This window comes from Hanstruepera sp. CR43 (assembly GCF_055227665.1).
Map to the genome: position 1 here is coordinate 3,152,474 of NZ_CP200078.1, position 16,049 is coordinate 3,168,522.

Here is a 16,049-nt window from a genome sequence, read left to right on the forward strand (position 1 = left end):
TTAATAATCTGACTAGAATTATAGCCTGTTAATTATAGTAATAACTAATGAAAGGTTTCCACCTAGGTAAGCAAGTTAATTATTTATATCCATAAACTCAAGACGTACTAGCACGTATTTTTGGCTCATAGCTGCTTCAGGTCTGCGTCAGGTCTTATTAAGGTTTCCTTAAGGTCTTATTAAGGTATCCTTCAGGTCAACCTGTTAAAATTCTATATAAATAAAGTTTATGTAGGGATGGGGAAAGACCGAGCAAATAAGTTATTTACTTTGTGTATATTCTGCAAATATTTGTTCGAGTTCCTCACGTGGATGGAAACCAGTTTCTACTTTTGAATGAATAAACAAATCATCTTCATAGGTTACTTTAGTAAGCGCATGAGGTAATTGTTTTACAGAAACTACTTCTTGAATTTCGGAAATGGGAACAGGATTATGTTCTCCATCTTCATTCTCTCTATAGACATAATTAGCTCTTGTTAACACGAAAATCGATTGCCTGTCCGTAGAAAAACCACTATTTACAACGACATATTCTCCATTGTGGTTTCGAAAAAAAATCGCTCCTTCATTCAAATTCTTATTATATGTTTTCAACGGATTACTATCGATAGTTTGAGGCGTACAAGGGAATTCGTTTGGTTTGTCATTGTGAAAAACGATGCGCTGTCCAGCATTCGGCGTTTTAGACAAAATGTAATTAAGAATTGGAGTAGAGGGTTCTTGATATTTTGTTTGTTTAAATATCCATTCTCCTAATTGTCCTCCTTTTGGAATCTTACCCGCCTTAGCCCAACTTAATAAATTCTTTCTTGTATTGTCAGATTCCTCTTTTGTGACTGCTCGCATCCAATCAAAGTTTTGATCAAGTTCTCCATCCAATGGTTTTGATGGATTTGCAAGAAAATTTTCTATACTGCCATACTTGTAGACTATCTTGGATAGAGATATTGGATTTAGTAGTATGTTTTCTAATCTCGTTATCCATCTTAAATTTTCAGGTCTATTATTTCTTCTATTGGTGTCTATATGGTCTACAACATGTTTATCTGATGGTTGCTTTCCATGAAATGCGGTTGCAACAATTTTATGAACTTTTTCCGAAGAAAAGTTCATGTAGCCATATTGTTTATCAAGAGTTCCATAACTCCATTTTTCGTCTAATGGTCTTTTTCTTTTGTTTGTGTTTCTATGTCTGAAAATTGAACCATTATCTCGAACAGTATAGTGTTCGTTTTTATAAATGCAATTACATTCATTAACACCATTAAAACCCTCTAGTAAATTTTCCATAATATTTACATTTTATTTGGTACGATGTCTATTTGGTATCCCAATGCAGATGCTAGTTTTGAAAGTATATCTAGTCCAACGGAATATTTACCTTTTTCAATACGACTTAAATTGGCTGCATCAATATTTGTTAACTTTGCTAGGTCTTTTGCTTCTATACCCTTCTCTTCACGAATTTGTCGAATTTTAGCTCCAATTCGAGTTCTTTCTCCTTGTCTGTTACCTGAACTCATACCCATGAAGGAAACACCATTAAATATTAAACCATTCCAAATTTTTTGGGTCATTAATTCCTTGTCTTCAGAGAAACTTAAGTCAAAAATCCATTCTATAACATGTAATTCATAATTTCGATAATTTTCATCTAAATATTTTCCCGTAGAGACCAATACAGAAAAAACTTCTTCATCTGGAGCAATGACCTCTACAATTTTATCGTCAATGATTCTTGCTTTAGATTTAAACTCAAATGCTAAAAATTCTTCTTCGTTTGCGAAAAACTCTTTATTTACTTTATTCATAATATTATCGCCGCATTTACCGTGTTGCCGCCACTTTTTAGTTTATAAAACAAATATAAAGAAATTATTATCAATTGGCAAATATGCCAATTAAAGAAATTAGATAATAACAATTTTGTAAAAAGTTTAAAATATGATTTTAGGTAAATTAATGTTATCATCCGATAGGAGAATGTAGTGTTCAAAACCACAAATTCAATACGTATGGGTACGTAGTTATTGGCTCATAGCTGTTTAAGGTCTGCGTCAGGTTTCCTTAAGGTCTCCTTAAGGTCTCCTTCAGGTCAACCCGTGAAAATTCCTACAAAAAACAGGTTTTAAATAGGTTTCCCATAGAGCTACTTCGGGTTCCCTCGGGTGCTCCTTGCGGTCTCCTTCGGGTTTCCTTCGGGTCAGCTATCGAAAACGCCTACAAAACACCACGCCAAACCCTTTGTCATTCCTGCGTAGGCAGGAATCCAGTAAATGTAAATAAGGTCATTAGATCCTGAATCAAGTTCAGGATGACAGGTTGTTTAAATAGGTTTCCCATAGAGCTGCTTCGGGTTCCCTCGGGTGCTCCTTGCGGTCTCCTTCGGGTCAGCTATCGAAAACTCCTACAAAACACCACGCCAAACCCATGTCCACCAGTTTGTCATTCCGCACTTGATGCGGAATCCAAAAAGCGTAAGTAAGGAAGTAGATCCTGAATCAAGTTCAGGATGACAAGTTAATTTAAACCCAATTCCTGCGTATTAGGAGGCAAAAGGCCTATTAATCTAGTCATTAAGCATAGTCAGTAAGAATCCGTAAAAAAATTGCTGCTTACTCTTGATGAAGCTTATCAAAATAAGCATTCATCATATCCCAAATAGCATAATACTCCAATTCTTTCGCGCGTTCATCATTGCCCATATCCGTATTGATAACAATATAACGCCCCGTTTTGTTCACCTTGTCAAAATACATCCAGGTGCCAACACCCGCATCACCGCCAGAATGCCCAATATAACCCTTGGCACTATGCCCGATAAACAGGGCAGGACTATAGTCTCCATTATAGGGATTACTGGCATTACGCGATTCAAAGTGAGAGGCATCCAATTGTTCCGTAAAGAGTTCCTGGTAACTGCCTTTTGAAAGTAAAGTACCCGTACCCGTGTACCCTTTAACCAATTCAGCCAGGTATTTGGCCATATCGCTACTCGATGAAATCAACATACCATCCGGATAGGTAATGGCCGTATAAAAAGGTAAGAGGGTATGGTCATTTCTGTACAATCGGGAATGCTTGCTAATATCCACAGCTGCTAAAGACCAGCCTGTGGCAACCATACCCAATGGCTTTAAGATATGGGCTTCGGTAAAAGCATCAAATGCCTGACCGGTTGCTTTTTCAATAACTAATGCACATAGGGTAGCACCGATGTTTGAATAATTATAATGGGCTCCTGGTTGGTAATTGATATAATTATCATCTTGATAATAGGCACCATGAACTTCTAAATAACCTTTTAAATAGGCTTCCATGGGAATATCACGTTCCGCAGGGTTTAATTGTTGCGCTGGGTAATCGGTGCTGACGTTGGTTAAGTCTTGGTTTTTTGCAAGGATCCAAGCGCGATTCATGTACTGCTCCGTATCATTAATTCCGGAAGTATGGGTAGCCAGGTGTCTGATGGTAATGGTGTCATTAGGATAGTTGGGGTTGATGACCTGAAAAGGCAAATAGTCCTGAACGGGATCATCTAAATGGAGTTTCCCTAATTCTTTGGCTTTCATTAAAGCAATACCAATTAAGGTTTTAGAAACCGAAGCAATATGTTGTATGGTGTGTTCAGTATAGGGCTCTTTCGTCTCCCGATTGGCCAATCCAAAACCTTTGGAATAGAGTATACCCTGTTCATTGACCATCGCAACGCCAAAGCCATTGATTTGCCCATTTTTCTGAATGGAATCTAATGCCGCTGTTAAGGAATCCAGTACCATTTGGTTATGATTGATTGAAATATCTGGTTGCTTTTTGTTTTCATGACACGAAGAAAACGCCAATACGATCAATACGATAAAAGGGAATCTGCTCATTTAGTCTTTTGGTTTACAGTAATGACAAGAAAATAACAGGATTGTTACAGCTTTATTTAACAGCTTGCTTATCATCTTTGGTATTGAAACGCATTCCAAGCAGAAATCGCAGCTCCCACTAAGATAAACTATTTCAAATCCATAAACACGTTTCGAGAGCCTCAACGTCCATTCATGATGACAAGATAACATAATCCCAATTCCTGCGCAGCAGGAAAAAAGCGACCTACTAAATCTGGTCGTTAAGAATTGTCCATAAGAATCCGTAAAAAAGCTTCTGCTTGTTCGAATTCAGCGCAAGCTGAAAAGGTCAGAAGGTTTAGGATGCGTTGGACTATTTAGACAAGATTTAGTAAGTCTAGCCTTTTTTGTTTCTTTTTTGGGCAATGCAAAAAAGATAGAGAACAGAAAGCAATAAACAAAAAGGTATTCTAATATTTCCTCCGTATCTCCGTTGTAGTTAGTTGGTATTTACTTGGTATTTAGTTAGTGTTTGCTATCGAAAATTCCTACAAAACACCAAGCCAAACCCATGTCCACCAGTCTGTCATCCTGAACTTGATTCAGGATCCAAATAAATGCAACAAATACAAATGGATTCCGCATCAAGTGCGGAATGACAAGTTAGTTAAATATCACAACCCGCGTCAGTTCGAGTGTTCCGACCGCAGCGTCGGAATGTATCGAGAACCCTAAACCCCAATTCCTGCGAATCAGGAAACAAACGACCTACTAAGTCTAGCGTTTTTAGTTCTATATTCTCGGGCAAAGGAACTGCTGACCCTCTTGAAGAATCGTCAGACTTTCAATCTTACCTTTAGCATTCGTATTAAAAACTAACTGCGCTTCACGATCTTGTAATTTGAAGGTATTATTGGAAGTTGGGAAAATCAATATGTCCGATTGCCCCGTTACTTGAATTCTTAATTGGCTATCTGTTTTACTGACAGTAATAATCATTTCAGGTGATAATTCATATTGACCTACATAACTTTGGAGTAGGGTGTCAGCAACGGTAATAGATTTCATCTCATTATCTTCTGGTAATCGTTTAATGGTTAATTCACCAAAGTCAACATCCAGTAAATTATCCTGATCAATATCAAACCCAGTAATCGTTCGGTCAGAATTAAAATTAAAGGTCAGGTATCCATTGGGAACCCGTATATCATACCAGTCAATTTGGTAAGTATCGTAATGCCAATGTTTCAGTTTGCCTTTAAAAATATTGGAATGCGTAAACGAAAGCTCGAACTCTTGGTTTTCAAGTTCTTTAATGGTAATGGTTCCGTACATCTCGTCTCTATATACACCAGCATACATTTCGGTGTCTAAAGATGGCTGGGTACCAGCAATTTTTTTCTTTTGAACAGATGCGTTTTTTGAACCATCCAAACGTTTGTCTCGAATGACTTTAATGCTATTGTAAATATCAAAGGTGGCATCATTAAAGAGCATTTCCATTAATTTCGCGCTTAATAAAAATGCGGCAGGTTCTTCAGAATCATTGGTAAGTATCACAAACCCTGTATGCATATCTTTAATCATTACCAGATTAGCCGACATGCCATCCACACCGCCACTGTGCTCAATAACCTTATGGCCATCTATAGGAGTCAGCCACCAGCCAAAACCATAAGATGTGAATTCATTACCAAACGGCGGGTTTCTTATAGGATAGATTATTTGAGGCGTAAAAATCTCGTTAACAACAGCTTTACTAACTAGGGCATCTCCCTTGAAGACACCATCATTGAGCAAAAGCCTCATATAATTTGTCATCTCATTAGCTGAAGAATATATGGAACCTGCTGCAGCCAAATTATCCATTTTCTCTTGCTTGATAGACACTTTTTCAAATTGCTCACTCCAAATATGAGGTTGCGCCAGATTTGTATTAGATTCCCTTACCGATGATATGGAGGTACTATGGTTCATACCCAGTTTATCGAACACCCGTTCTTTTAGAAAGTGATCCCAATCCTGTCCGGTAACTTCTTTGACAATCTCACCTGCGGCCATATACATGATATTTTGATAGGCAGGTTTGTCCCGAAAACCGGATACAGGCTCTAAATGCTTAAAGCCTTTTATAATATCCTCTCTGGATAAATCAGAATGATACCAGAGCGTGCCGCCACTCACTTCTTTGAGGCCACTTCTATGGGTCAGCAAATCCCGTATGGTGAAATTTGCCGTTACATAGGGGTCATACATTTCAAAGTAAGGCAGGTAGGAGACTACTTTGTCATCCCATGAAATTTTACCTTCGTCTACAAGTATTCCCAGGGTTAGGGCAGTAAACGATTTCGAAATGGACCCTATGGCGAAAAGTGTGTTGTCATCTACAGTATCATCTGTCTTGATGTCTCTGGTTCCGAATCCTTTTAAATAGATAACAGAATCGTTTCTCACGATTCCTACGGAAAGTCCAGGTACATCAAAATCGCCCATGAGTTTATGGATGAATGTATCCAGTGAGTCCAACTGAATTTGCTGGGCATTGGAATAATTCAAGGAGATAAACCAACTTATCAATACAATCAGGATTCTATTTTTCATGATGTCTATTTTAATTAACTAATAGGTTGGAGCAATAAATTCATTTCAGAGATGATTAACCATCAAACTAAAACGATGTCGACCCAAGCAAGCAAGATACCTTTTTAAAACTATAAATTCAATACGTATGGGTACGTAGTTTTTGGTACACAACTCGGTAAGGTCTACTTAAGCTCTCAAAATAAAAGCATAAAAAAACCCAAGGAAGCCTTGGGTTTTAAAATGTTATTAATACACTATTTCTTCAATATCAGCTTTTGGGTGACCTTATCCGTATCGGTTTCCAAAATAATCAAATACACCTGGTTATTCCCCAAGTAGCTTAAATCCTTCGTATAGGTATGTTCACCAGTGGCCAGATCTTTCAACATGGCTTGTTCAATCAGCGCGCCTTTAATATCATAAATCGAGATACTCATATCACCAGTCTCACGCATGGTAAAGGCCATGTGCACACTGCCATCGCTTGGGTTGGGGTAGATGCTTAAGTTTAAGGCATTCGCGCTGTTGGTATTAAACTCATCTACAGATAAGGCATTGGTTTTCTTAATCAGCACTTTATAAATCGTATTACTGGCATCACTTTGGGTGCCATCGTTTATAAAGAATATATTGGGCTGGGTACTGTTAATACCTCCAAATATGTAGCCAATGAGCATGTAATCTTCTGTGAGATCATCATATTTGAAAACCCCATTACTAAACTGCGGGAAACTGGTATTCGGTATAAACTCGGCTCCAGAGCCCAACAAACCTGGCATCTCCACAGGGAGTTTGTATTCGGTCATATCACCATCAGCATTGCGAGTTACGCGGGCAATGGTATTTACAAAAGGCACGTTATCATCCTGTACCATGGTGCCATTATCATCGTAAAACTGTGCCATACCACCAAAAAACACCGTGTGCATATCGTTTTCGGTTTCAGAGTAGAGTGGTAACACCGCACAGTGGTAATGGTTGTAATGCTGTTCAAACACATTATTAACCGTATAACCAGTGGCATCCACCGTCACAGAGTTTAAGAAAGGTAAATCCACCGCTTCCTGAAACACACCCGAGAACATGGTAATGCCTTCTTCGCCATTAGGTAGTATTTGCACTTCGGCATTATAATCACGTCTATGCAGGTTCGCGGCATCCTCATGCGGTGTTAAATGGGTAACGGTTATGGTGGTGCCATTATCAGCCAGTTGGAACTTTCTAATAGCGTTGGTGTATTCCTGTATAAAACCAGGACCATGATCGGGACCCATCGGGTTATAACGACCAATAAACTTTTGACCGCCTAGCAAATAGAAGGTGTCACCAATCTTTTGGATACGACCACCCGTTACCTGAAATTCGGTATCGGTTATTTGTCTGAAGTGTGGGGTTAAAGAGGTGTTATTAATTATCGCGTTAATCACATTTGGTACATGAATGGCTGTCAGGTTCGGGTAGGTGGTATGGTCGGCTTCGGTATTGCTGTAGCCGTAACCACCAAAACAATAGAGATAATCCCCTTGCTGGTAAAACTCCATATTGGTTGCGCATAACTGCTCTTGAATACCAGTTGGTAAACTCGTCAGCGGTGCAGACCATTTTTGCTCCGCAACCGGATCGACAACAATAAGCTGGTTGTTATGACCGGCCACGTCAAAAGCGGCCCAAGGCTGTCTGCGGTGCAGACCGTCTAAACGGCCGCCAACAATGAGCCATTTGCCGTCATGCTGACCATAAGCAAAAGATTGAATACCGCCTAAATTGGTAATGGAAACGGGTTCTAAAGTAATCTCAAAAGGATGTTCCTGCGAGTAACCCATCTGGGTAACGAACACTAGTAAGGCTAAACCTAAATATCTGAATAGATGCATGGTAGTCGTTTTAATTAATAGCGTAAAATTACTACCTAAAGCCATCTTTTTTGGTAACAAATATTACACAGCCTCCATTTTATTTGAAGTAAATGGAATCTTTTAAAGAAATGGAAGTTCAGGTGCTATTTAGCCTTTTTATAAAGCGGAATCAAGTAAGAAATATTATAACCATAACCAAAACCAAAGTTGCCGCTATCGTAGGTTTTGTTATACCCAGGCACGTAGAGATTTTCAAAGTTATTGGGTTGGTCCTGCGTAACCATATATTTAAACTGGATATTGGCACCCAAATACAGATTGTTTAGTACTTCAACCTTAATACCAGTTATAACTTCAGCCCAAATGGCACTTAAGCCTTTGTATTCAATCGATTCGTTCGTGGCGAATTGCGGTGACCAATATTGGTTATCGGAATACACACCGTAGCTATTGAGCGTTTGACTGAAGGAACTCACACCCACACGCAAACCACCGTAAATCATGTTTTCCATGCCATACCAGTTTTCGTAGGCGTTGTAATCGGCACCAGCTTTAAAATAGGTGCCCTTGGCAGTAGCATTCAAAAAATCGGTATCGGTGGTACGTTCTTCAGCACCAATTTCACCAGCTATGTACCATCTTTTGGTGAGTCTGTAATCACCATTAATCTCAAAACCCGTGTAGTCATCATCAATAAAGGATCGTACGAGTTTGCTAATATCGCCACCAATACGCAGACCATACTTTTGCTTGAACTTCACCGAGTCGGTTAATTTGGTATTATCAGGAATACTGTCTGTTTGGGCAAAAGACACCGAAACAACCATACAGCTAAATACCAATATTTTAATGAAACAAGATAAAGTGTGGTGCATTTTCGTTTTCTACTATTTGGTTATCATTTACGGAAAGGTAGTTTTGTATCCAGCGGTCGCCATCATCGGCAACGGTAATCCTCACGTTCTTGAATACGGTTTTGAAACCACAAGCGCGAGATACATAAACTGCTTCGGTAGTGTATTCAATGGTTACAATGTCTTCGTTACCACCTATGATATCATCACTGGTATCATTAGGCGTCCCATTATCATTATAGCTGTAGTTTTTATGGAGTTTATATTCCGTTATGTTTTCAGTTGTTTTTAAAGGTAGCAGTATTTCTTGTCGCGTTTTTGTTCCGTCTAAATCGGGTAAAGTTACGTCATTACCAACACCTTGCACTCGGAACTTAACTACATTTTTAGGATTTAATTCTTCCGGATTTTCAATATTGTAAAACGCCAAATAGAGTCTTGGTGTGGTATTGTCGCTATCGCAAATATCATCGCGTTCGCAACCCAATACGAGACTGAAAGTGACTAAAAGTAATAGGAGGTTTCTTTTCATAAAATTAACGTCTTTCCAAAAGTACAACATTTTCAACATGATGCGTTTGTGGAAACATATCCACAGGCTGAACCTTCGTAACTTGATATACATGATCCATAAGCGCTAAATCGCGTGCTTGTGTGGCGCTGTTGCAACTTACATAAACTATTTTTTCTGGGGCAATGTTTAATATTTGATTAACAACATCCTTGTGCATGCCATCACGTGGTGGATCGGTAATAATCACATCCGGTTTGCCATGTAAGTTAATAAAGGCTTCATTGAACACATTCTTCATGTCACCTACATAAAACTCACAGTTTGTGATGTTGTTACGTTGAGCATTTTCTTTAGCTGCCGTAATGGCGTCCGGAACAGCTTCAACACCTATTACTTTTCCAGCTTGTTTAGATACAAACTGGGCGATGGTTCCGGTGCCTGTGTATAAATCGTAAACGAGTTCATTGCCAGTCAACCCAGCAAAATCTCTCGTGATTTTATATAATTCATAGGCTTGCGCCGAATTGGTCTGATAAAAGGACTTGGCATTTATTTTAAAGCGTAAGCCTTCCATTTCCTCAAAAATATGGTCGTCCCCTTTATAGCAAATGACTTCCTGGTCGTAAATGGTATCATTGGCCTTTTCATTAACCACATATTGTAAAGAGGTAATTTCCGGAAAAGTTTCTCCCAGATAGTCGAGTAGAAGTTCACGTTTGGTTTTATCGTTCCTAAAGAATTGAATCAATACCATAATATCACCTGTACTGGACGTACGAATCATCATGGTACGCAAGAATCCTGTTTGGTTTCGGGTATTGAAGAATTCCATGTCATTATCAATGGCAAATTGTTTCACTGCATTCCGAATGTCATTGGAAGGATCAGCCTGTAAATGACATGTTTTAACATCCAATATTTTGTCCCACATACCGGGAATATGGAATCCCAGGGCATTTTTATCGCCTAAATCATCACCTGACTGAATTTCCTCTGGTGTTAGCCAGCGACTGTCACTAAAGGAAAACTCCATTTTGTTACGGTAGAAATACTGTTTTTCCGAACCTAGAATTGGCGTGGTTTCGGGCAGGTCAATATGTCCTAGTCTCGTCAGGTTGTTGATGACTTCCTTCTCCTTAAATAACAATTGGTATTGATAGGCCATATCTTGCCATTTGCAACCACCACAGGTTCCAAAATGCTCACAGACCGGTGTAGTCCGTTTGTCTGATAGCTTGTGAAAATGTATAGCTTTCCCTTCGTAATAGGCCTTACGTTTTTTGAAGGTCTGCACATCAACCACATCACCAGGTACAGCATTGGGTAAGAAAATGACCTTGCCATCTGGTGCCTTGGCAACTGTTTTGCCTTTGGCTCCTGCATCAATCACTTCGACGTTTGTGAAAACTTGTTTTTTGTTTCTTCTGGACATGCTGCAAAAGTAGTTTCTTTTTTGATAGCAAAAAACAGGTGATAAATATTTTAAGAAACTGCCAATATTTAGTATTTTGCAAGCCCTAGGGATGATTTCTTTCCCACGCTGAATTTTCGAATCTTTTCGAAAGGATAAAGGTAGATAAGGAATGGTTATTTATTAATTTAAAACAAATTAAAATGGCTGTTTTAGACCAATTAAATTCGCAACAGGCGATAGATTTAGAAAACAAGTATGGCGCACACAATTACCATCCACTACCGGTAGTACTGAGCAGAGGAGAAGGTGTACACGTTTGGGATGTTGAAGGAAAACAGTATTACGATTTTCTTTCGGCCTATTCTGCAGTGAATCAGGGGCATTGTCATCCAAAAATTGTCGGTGCCATGACGAGTCAGGCGCAAACCCTGACCTTGACATCACGAGCATTTTACAATGATATGCTTGGGAAATACGAAAAATTTGCTTGCGAGTTTTTTGGATTCGATAAGTTATTACCAATGAATACTGGAGCTGAAGCTGTTGAAACGGCTTTAAAATTGTGTAGAAAATGGGCGTATGAAGTTAAGGGTATCGATGAAAATGAGGCTGATATTATTGTTTGTGAAAACAATTTTCATGGACGTACCACGACCATTATCTCATTCTCAAACGATCCTATAGCCAGAGAGCACTTTGGACCATACACCAAAGGATTCATTAAAATACCGTATGATGATGTGAGTGCATTGGAAGCCGTGCTTAAAAACAATCCGAATGTTGCTGGTTTTATGGTAGAGCCTATACAGGGTGAGGCTGGTGTGTATGTTCCAGGAGAGAATTATTTAGCTGAAGCAAAAGCGTTATGTGAAAAATATAATGTCCTGTTTATTGCTGATGAGGTTCAAACGGGTATTGCCAGAACGGGTAGATTACTGGCAACTTGTGGTAATTGCAACTGTGCTAATAAGAATTGTTCTGAATCACCAGAGGTCAAACCAGATGTATTAATTCTTGGTAAGGCACTTTCAGGTGGTGCTTATCCGGTTTCGGCTGTGTTGGCAAATAATAACATCATGGATGTCATCAAGCCAGGTAACCACGGCAGTACCTTTGGTGGTAACCCAGTGGCAGCGGCAGTCGCCATTGCTGCACTGGAAGTGATTAGAGATGAAAACCTAGCTGAAAATGCTTATAAGCTGGGGCAATTGTTTAGACGTGAAATGAATAAGTATATTGAATCAAGTTCTATCGTGAATTTAGTTCGAGGTAAAGGCTTATTGAATGCCATTGTCATTAACGATGATGAAGATAGTGATACCGCATGGAATATCTGCATGGCTTTACGTGATAATGGCTTATTGGCCAAACCAACTCATGGAAATATCATTCGATTTGCGCCGCCATTGGTTATGACCGAAGAGCAATTGCTGGACTGTGTCGATATTATAACAAAAACCCTGAAACAATTTGAAGATTAAATTGTAGAAGTATATAAAAATAAAAGGCGACCATTTGGTCGCCTTTATTATTTGAAATTATCTTGTTCTATTGACTCTGTTGCCATTGCTCCATAATTTCTTGAGATTGCTCCATCATTTCATCCCAACCAACAGTTGAAATGACATAAATAGTTCTGGCCAGGTAAAGCAAGTTTATGATTAGGATCACTAAAGCCACAATTTTAGCTGTATTCATGGCTTTAACACTAGCTAATTCGTAGTCTTCGGGATTGGCTTTTACCTGATTTAATTTACTGTGTGCTATAAAGAAAGCGATACCAGCTAATATAAATCCAGAACCACCAATGCAACAGCATAATAATCCAATAATAGCTAATACATAGACAAGGGTTGGGTTGAGTTTTTGTTTTTCCATAGTGTTAGTTTAAAATTTTAATAGTGAAACTTATAATGATAATGGCAATTGATAGAATTGCTAATACGTTAATGATTTTGCCTAATTGTTTGGTTTTCAAGAAAAGATTCAGCACAATTAATAAAAACAACGGAATTAAAGTATAAATGGCTGGATACATGTAAAAGGCAGCAACAAAGTCACCTTGAGAAATTAACAGCACTGAACGTTGCAGCCCACATCCCATACAATCAAAACCAAAGAGTTTTTTATTCAGACAGGGGAGCATGTAATCTTCAACTGAAGACATTCCATTAATTTTTATTATTTAACAATCTAAAAATAAAAAAAGTAAAACGAAGATTACTGCTTATTCGAAACAATTATTTTTTTGCTTAAATCCTGACCAGACTCAAAGGCTATTTTTACGATATAAACGCCTTCGCTTAAATGCTTTGTAGGGTATTTATAGTTAGTTGCTATCGGTAAGTCAACTTTTGATAATAACTGTTTTCCGTTGACATCATACAGATTAATACTCTTAAGTTCGCGTTGACTCGGATTAAGAACATGGAGTTCAGACAGGTTATTGTTTTGATAAACCATAAAATCATCAATCGATATATCCTCTGTACTCAAGGCGTTGGATGTAAAGGTTACTTCAAAGCGATTGGTATAATTGCCTGCATCTAAATAGAGCTCATAGTTTTGAGTCCGTAAATCCACGTACAAATCATTAGCAATGTCATGAATATAAATAGGCTGGGATTCATCAAAATTTTGGATGTCAAAAATTCTAAATCTTATGAGTTGCGCTTGGTCAATATTTAAAACCAACGGAATTTGAAGATCGATATCAAAGTTAAATGCCAGCGCATTAAAAGCTTTATTGTTCAAAGGCCAGTATATATCTGAATCCAGTCTGGCAGGACTTATGGTTTCCAATCCATAGTCTTCATCGGGAGTTGCCGTGTGATGGAAGTTTTGCGTTAACTGCCTTGTGTAGGTATCGTTAAAATCTATGTTTAATCTAAAGCGCTTAAAGTCTTCAGGTACAATGAATAAACCTTCTTCATTGTAGTGATTGCCAGTTTCCGTTCTAGCATTATCCACGGTTCTAAAAAATTCACTTAATAAGGGTGCTTCTTTCTGAAATACACGCATGGCATTAGTGGTTCGCAGTGTGCCACCTGTACTATTGCCTTTTACCATAAAACCTTGGCCAATTGGAATATATCTGTAAACATTTTTAGCGCTGGTGCTTCCACCACCAGTAGTATTTAATGTTCCATCGACGTTATAGGTGTCAAAAGTAGCTGGTGTAAACGTTTCAACAGTTCCTGTGGCATCAATAGTATAAGTTGCATAGCCGCCAACATAGTTTACTAATGCATGTGATGTGGATTGTGCGGGATCCTGCTCCCAGAAGGACAAGGTTCCACTATCGATTATTGCGGCATTATTGGCATCGTGAATAAAATCTCTGGCGTCAATAGCTGAAGGATACGGATTGCCTACCAAAGTCTCCCTTTCAGCATTAAGCGTTGTGGTTATGGTGCCATTGTTTGGACGACCTCTAAAATCATATTTTTGAGCTCCACTAGGATTCCCTTTCATGGTAAAACCATAACCTGAAGCCAGGGTACCATTGGCTAATCCGCCAGTGGCCAAGCTACCTGGCCCAGCGCCCAGGCCTTCCCAGTCCTGATAATCGTTTGGAGGTGCTGTGGTTCCAGTAAAAGTATATAACCAGTAATTGGCTATTTGTGTCGTGGTTCCATTATAACCTGCAATAAATCCAAAGGGACTACTCGAAATGGGTGCTGCTGTTTCATAGAAGAAATTCACGTTGGGCGTAAAAACTGTGTTTCCAGCAACACCACTATTAATACCAACTGGCGAGCACCAATAATTGTACATGTACGTATTGGACGTTCCTGTTTGAAAAACACTTAACCGACCTTGACCTGAATTCCCAGTAGTTCCAGAACCTTGCAATAATTGTGAACCATTGCGCAAATAAATATAAGCGGTATTTTCTTCAATATTCACATCATCTTCAACATATAAGGCCATATCATTCACATACACATAAGCATTGTTGCGAACTGACAGCTGCGCAAACGTCATTTGCATGCATATAAATAAAAGGAAACAGGCTATTTTGTTCATTTCTAAATATTTGATAATGAGTTATAAATATACTAAAATTACTTTTTGTTATTAAATTAAAATCGATTAAATGATGAATTTGAAACTTAAATTGACAAATTACGAACCCACAGTATTTGTAATATGGATCTCCAATCAGAATTTAATAGAATATTTTTGATATTTGTCTGAAAACATCATTAAAATATTGCAACTTGCAAAACACATTGAAATATAAGTTTGATGAACAAAAATGCTATTAATTACTTTCTGATTTTTGTTGGAGCCATTGTTGCGATATATACGCAGGCTACTGAAAAACAACAAGTTGTTATTCTGATTTTGGGTATAGCTATGTTAATGTTTGGTGTTTACAGAATTGCGAGAACCATACCTAGCAAAAACGATAAAGAAAACGAGCATATTGACGACGAATCATGAAATTTGAAGTTGGACAATCGGTTTCAGTAATTGACGAGGATATCTCGGGTATGGTGGTTGCCATTCAGGGCAACCAGATAACCATAGAAACCAATGATGGCTTTGAATTGGATTTTTTAGCATCTGAATTGATAGTAATAGGGAAAAGTTTAAAGGCATCTTCAACAGTTTCCAAGGATATCATCTATGAAAAAGAGGAGCCCAAAAAAAGGCATGCCAAGAAAACTAAAGCCAAAGAACGCTATGAGCCAACCATGGAGGTTGATTTGCACATTCATCAGTTAACCGATAAGAAGCATTTGAGCAATCATGATATGCTAACCTTGCAAATAGATACGGCCAGAAGACAATTAGAATTTGCTATCAATAAGCGCATTCAGAAAGTGGTTTTTATTCATGGTGTTGGTGAAGGCGTCTTAAGAGCCGAATTAGAATATCTTTTTGGTCGCTACAACAATGTCAAATATTACGATGCCAATTACCAAAAATATGGTTTGGGTGCAACGGAAGTATACATTTATCAAAATGTCAATCCCTAAT

At 38.3% G+C, this 16,049-nt stretch carries 14 protein-coding genes; 3 read left to right on the forward strand and 11 right to left on the reverse strand.

Annotated elements, in window-relative coordinates:
* Nucleotides 1–261: 261 nt before the first annotated feature.
* The 8 genes from ACKXGU_RS14460 to rlmD all read right to left on the reverse strand — a co-directional run bounded on the left by ACKXGU_RS14460 (nucleotide 262) and on the right by rlmD (nucleotide 11,078).
* Nucleotides 262–1,293, reverse strand: coding sequence for an HNH endonuclease signature motif containing protein (locus ACKXGU_RS14460; protein ID WP_463465971.1), 1,032 nt, complete (start codon nucleotides 1,291–1,293; stop codon nucleotides 262–264).
* A gap of 5 nt (nucleotides 1,294–1,298) precedes the next feature.
* Nucleotides 1,299–1,814 (reverse strand): helix-turn-helix domain-containing protein, encoded by a 516-nt coding sequence (locus tag ACKXGU_RS14465; RefSeq protein WP_463465972.1) that lies wholly within the window; start codon nucleotides 1,812–1,814, stop codon nucleotides 1,299–1,301.
* Between the two features lie 804 nt (nucleotides 1,815–2,618).
* Nucleotides 2,619–3,878 (reverse strand): serine hydrolase domain-containing protein, encoded by a 1,260-nt coding sequence (locus ACKXGU_RS14470; protein WP_463465973.1) that lies wholly within the window; start codon nucleotides 3,876–3,878, stop codon nucleotides 2,619–2,621.
* A gap of 753 nt (nucleotides 3,879–4,631) precedes the next feature.
* Complete coding sequence (locus ACKXGU_RS14475; protein WP_463465974.1) at nucleotides 4,632–6,440, reverse strand: serine hydrolase; 1,809 nt, start codon at nucleotides 6,438–6,440, stop codon at nucleotides 4,632–4,634.
* A 236-nt stretch (nucleotides 6,441–6,676) separates the two neighbouring features.
* Nucleotides 6,677–8,296 (reverse strand): T9SS type A sorting domain-containing protein, encoded by a 1,620-nt coding sequence (locus tag ACKXGU_RS14480; protein ID WP_463465975.1) that lies wholly within the window; start codon nucleotides 8,294–8,296, stop codon nucleotides 6,677–6,679.
* A gap of 125 nt (nucleotides 8,297–8,421) precedes the next feature.
* Nucleotides 8,422–9,153 carry a DUF6048 family protein gene (locus ACKXGU_RS14485; protein ID WP_463465976.1) on the reverse strand — a complete coding sequence of 244 codons (732 nt, stop codon included), beginning with the start codon at nucleotides 9,151–9,153 and terminating at the stop codon, nucleotides 8,422–8,424.
* Nucleotides 9,125–9,664, reverse strand: a complete 540-nt coding sequence (locus ACKXGU_RS14490) for a DUF6452 family protein (RefSeq protein WP_463465977.1) — start codon at nucleotides 9,662–9,664, stop codon at nucleotides 9,125–9,127. Before ACKXGU_RS14490 ends, ACKXGU_RS14485 begins: the two co-directional genes overlap by 29 nt.
* A 4-nt stretch (nucleotides 9,665–9,668) precedes the next feature.
* Nucleotides 9,669–11,078 (reverse strand): 23S rRNA (uracil(1939)-C(5))-methyltransferase RlmD, encoded by a 1,410-nt coding sequence (gene rlmD / locus ACKXGU_RS14495; RefSeq protein WP_463465978.1) that lies wholly within the window; start codon nucleotides 11,076–11,078, stop codon nucleotides 9,669–9,671.
* Between the two features lie 182 nt (nucleotides 11,079–11,260).
* Between rlmD and rocD the strand changes: the two genes are divergently transcribed.
* Nucleotides 11,261–12,541 (forward strand): ornithine--oxo-acid transaminase, encoded by a 1,281-nt coding sequence (rocD, locus tag ACKXGU_RS14500; RefSeq protein WP_463465979.1) that lies wholly within the window; start codon nucleotides 11,261–11,263, stop codon nucleotides 12,539–12,541.
* A 67-nt stretch (nucleotides 12,542–12,608) separates the two neighbouring features.
* On the opposite strand, the gene ACKXGU_RS14505 is transcribed toward rocD, so the two are convergent.
* From ACKXGU_RS14505 to ACKXGU_RS14515, 3 genes are read right to left on the reverse strand one after another with little or no spacing between them, the layout of a single operon-like run.
* The gene (locus ACKXGU_RS14505) at nucleotides 12,609–12,938 is read right to left on the reverse strand and encodes a CCC motif membrane protein (RefSeq protein ID WP_463465980.1); all 330 of its coding nucleotides are present in this window, start codon (nucleotides 12,936–12,938) and stop codon (nucleotides 12,609–12,611) included.
* Nucleotides 12,939–12,942: 4 nt separating this feature from the next.
* The gene (locus ACKXGU_RS14510) at nucleotides 12,943–13,227 is read right to left on the reverse strand and encodes a DUF2752 domain-containing protein (RefSeq protein ID WP_463465981.1); all 285 of its coding nucleotides are present in this window, start codon (nucleotides 13,225–13,227) and stop codon (nucleotides 12,943–12,945) included.
* Between the two features lie 53 nt (nucleotides 13,228–13,280).
* On the reverse strand, nucleotides 13,281–15,089 hold the full coding sequence (locus tag ACKXGU_RS14515; RefSeq protein WP_463465982.1) for a T9SS type A sorting domain-containing protein: 1,809 nt from the start codon (nucleotides 15,087–15,089) through the stop codon (nucleotides 13,281–13,283).
* Nucleotides 15,090–15,311: 222 nt separating this feature from the next.
* Here ACKXGU_RS14515 and ACKXGU_RS14520 point away from each other — a divergent pair, with 222 nt between their 5' ends.
* Together ACKXGU_RS14520 and ACKXGU_RS14525 are read left to right on the forward strand one after the other, a co-directional pair.
* Complete coding sequence (locus ACKXGU_RS14520; RefSeq protein ID WP_463465983.1) at nucleotides 15,312–15,509, forward strand: hypothetical protein; 198 nt, start codon at nucleotides 15,312–15,314, stop codon at nucleotides 15,507–15,509.
* Nucleotides 15,506–16,048: a Smr/MutS family protein gene (locus tag ACKXGU_RS14525; protein WP_463465984.1), complete on the forward strand. Its 543-nt coding sequence runs from the start codon at nucleotides 15,506–15,508 to the stop codon at nucleotides 16,046–16,048. Before ACKXGU_RS14520 ends, ACKXGU_RS14525 begins: the two co-directional genes overlap by 4 nt.
* Nucleotide 16,049: the final 1 nt, after the last annotated feature.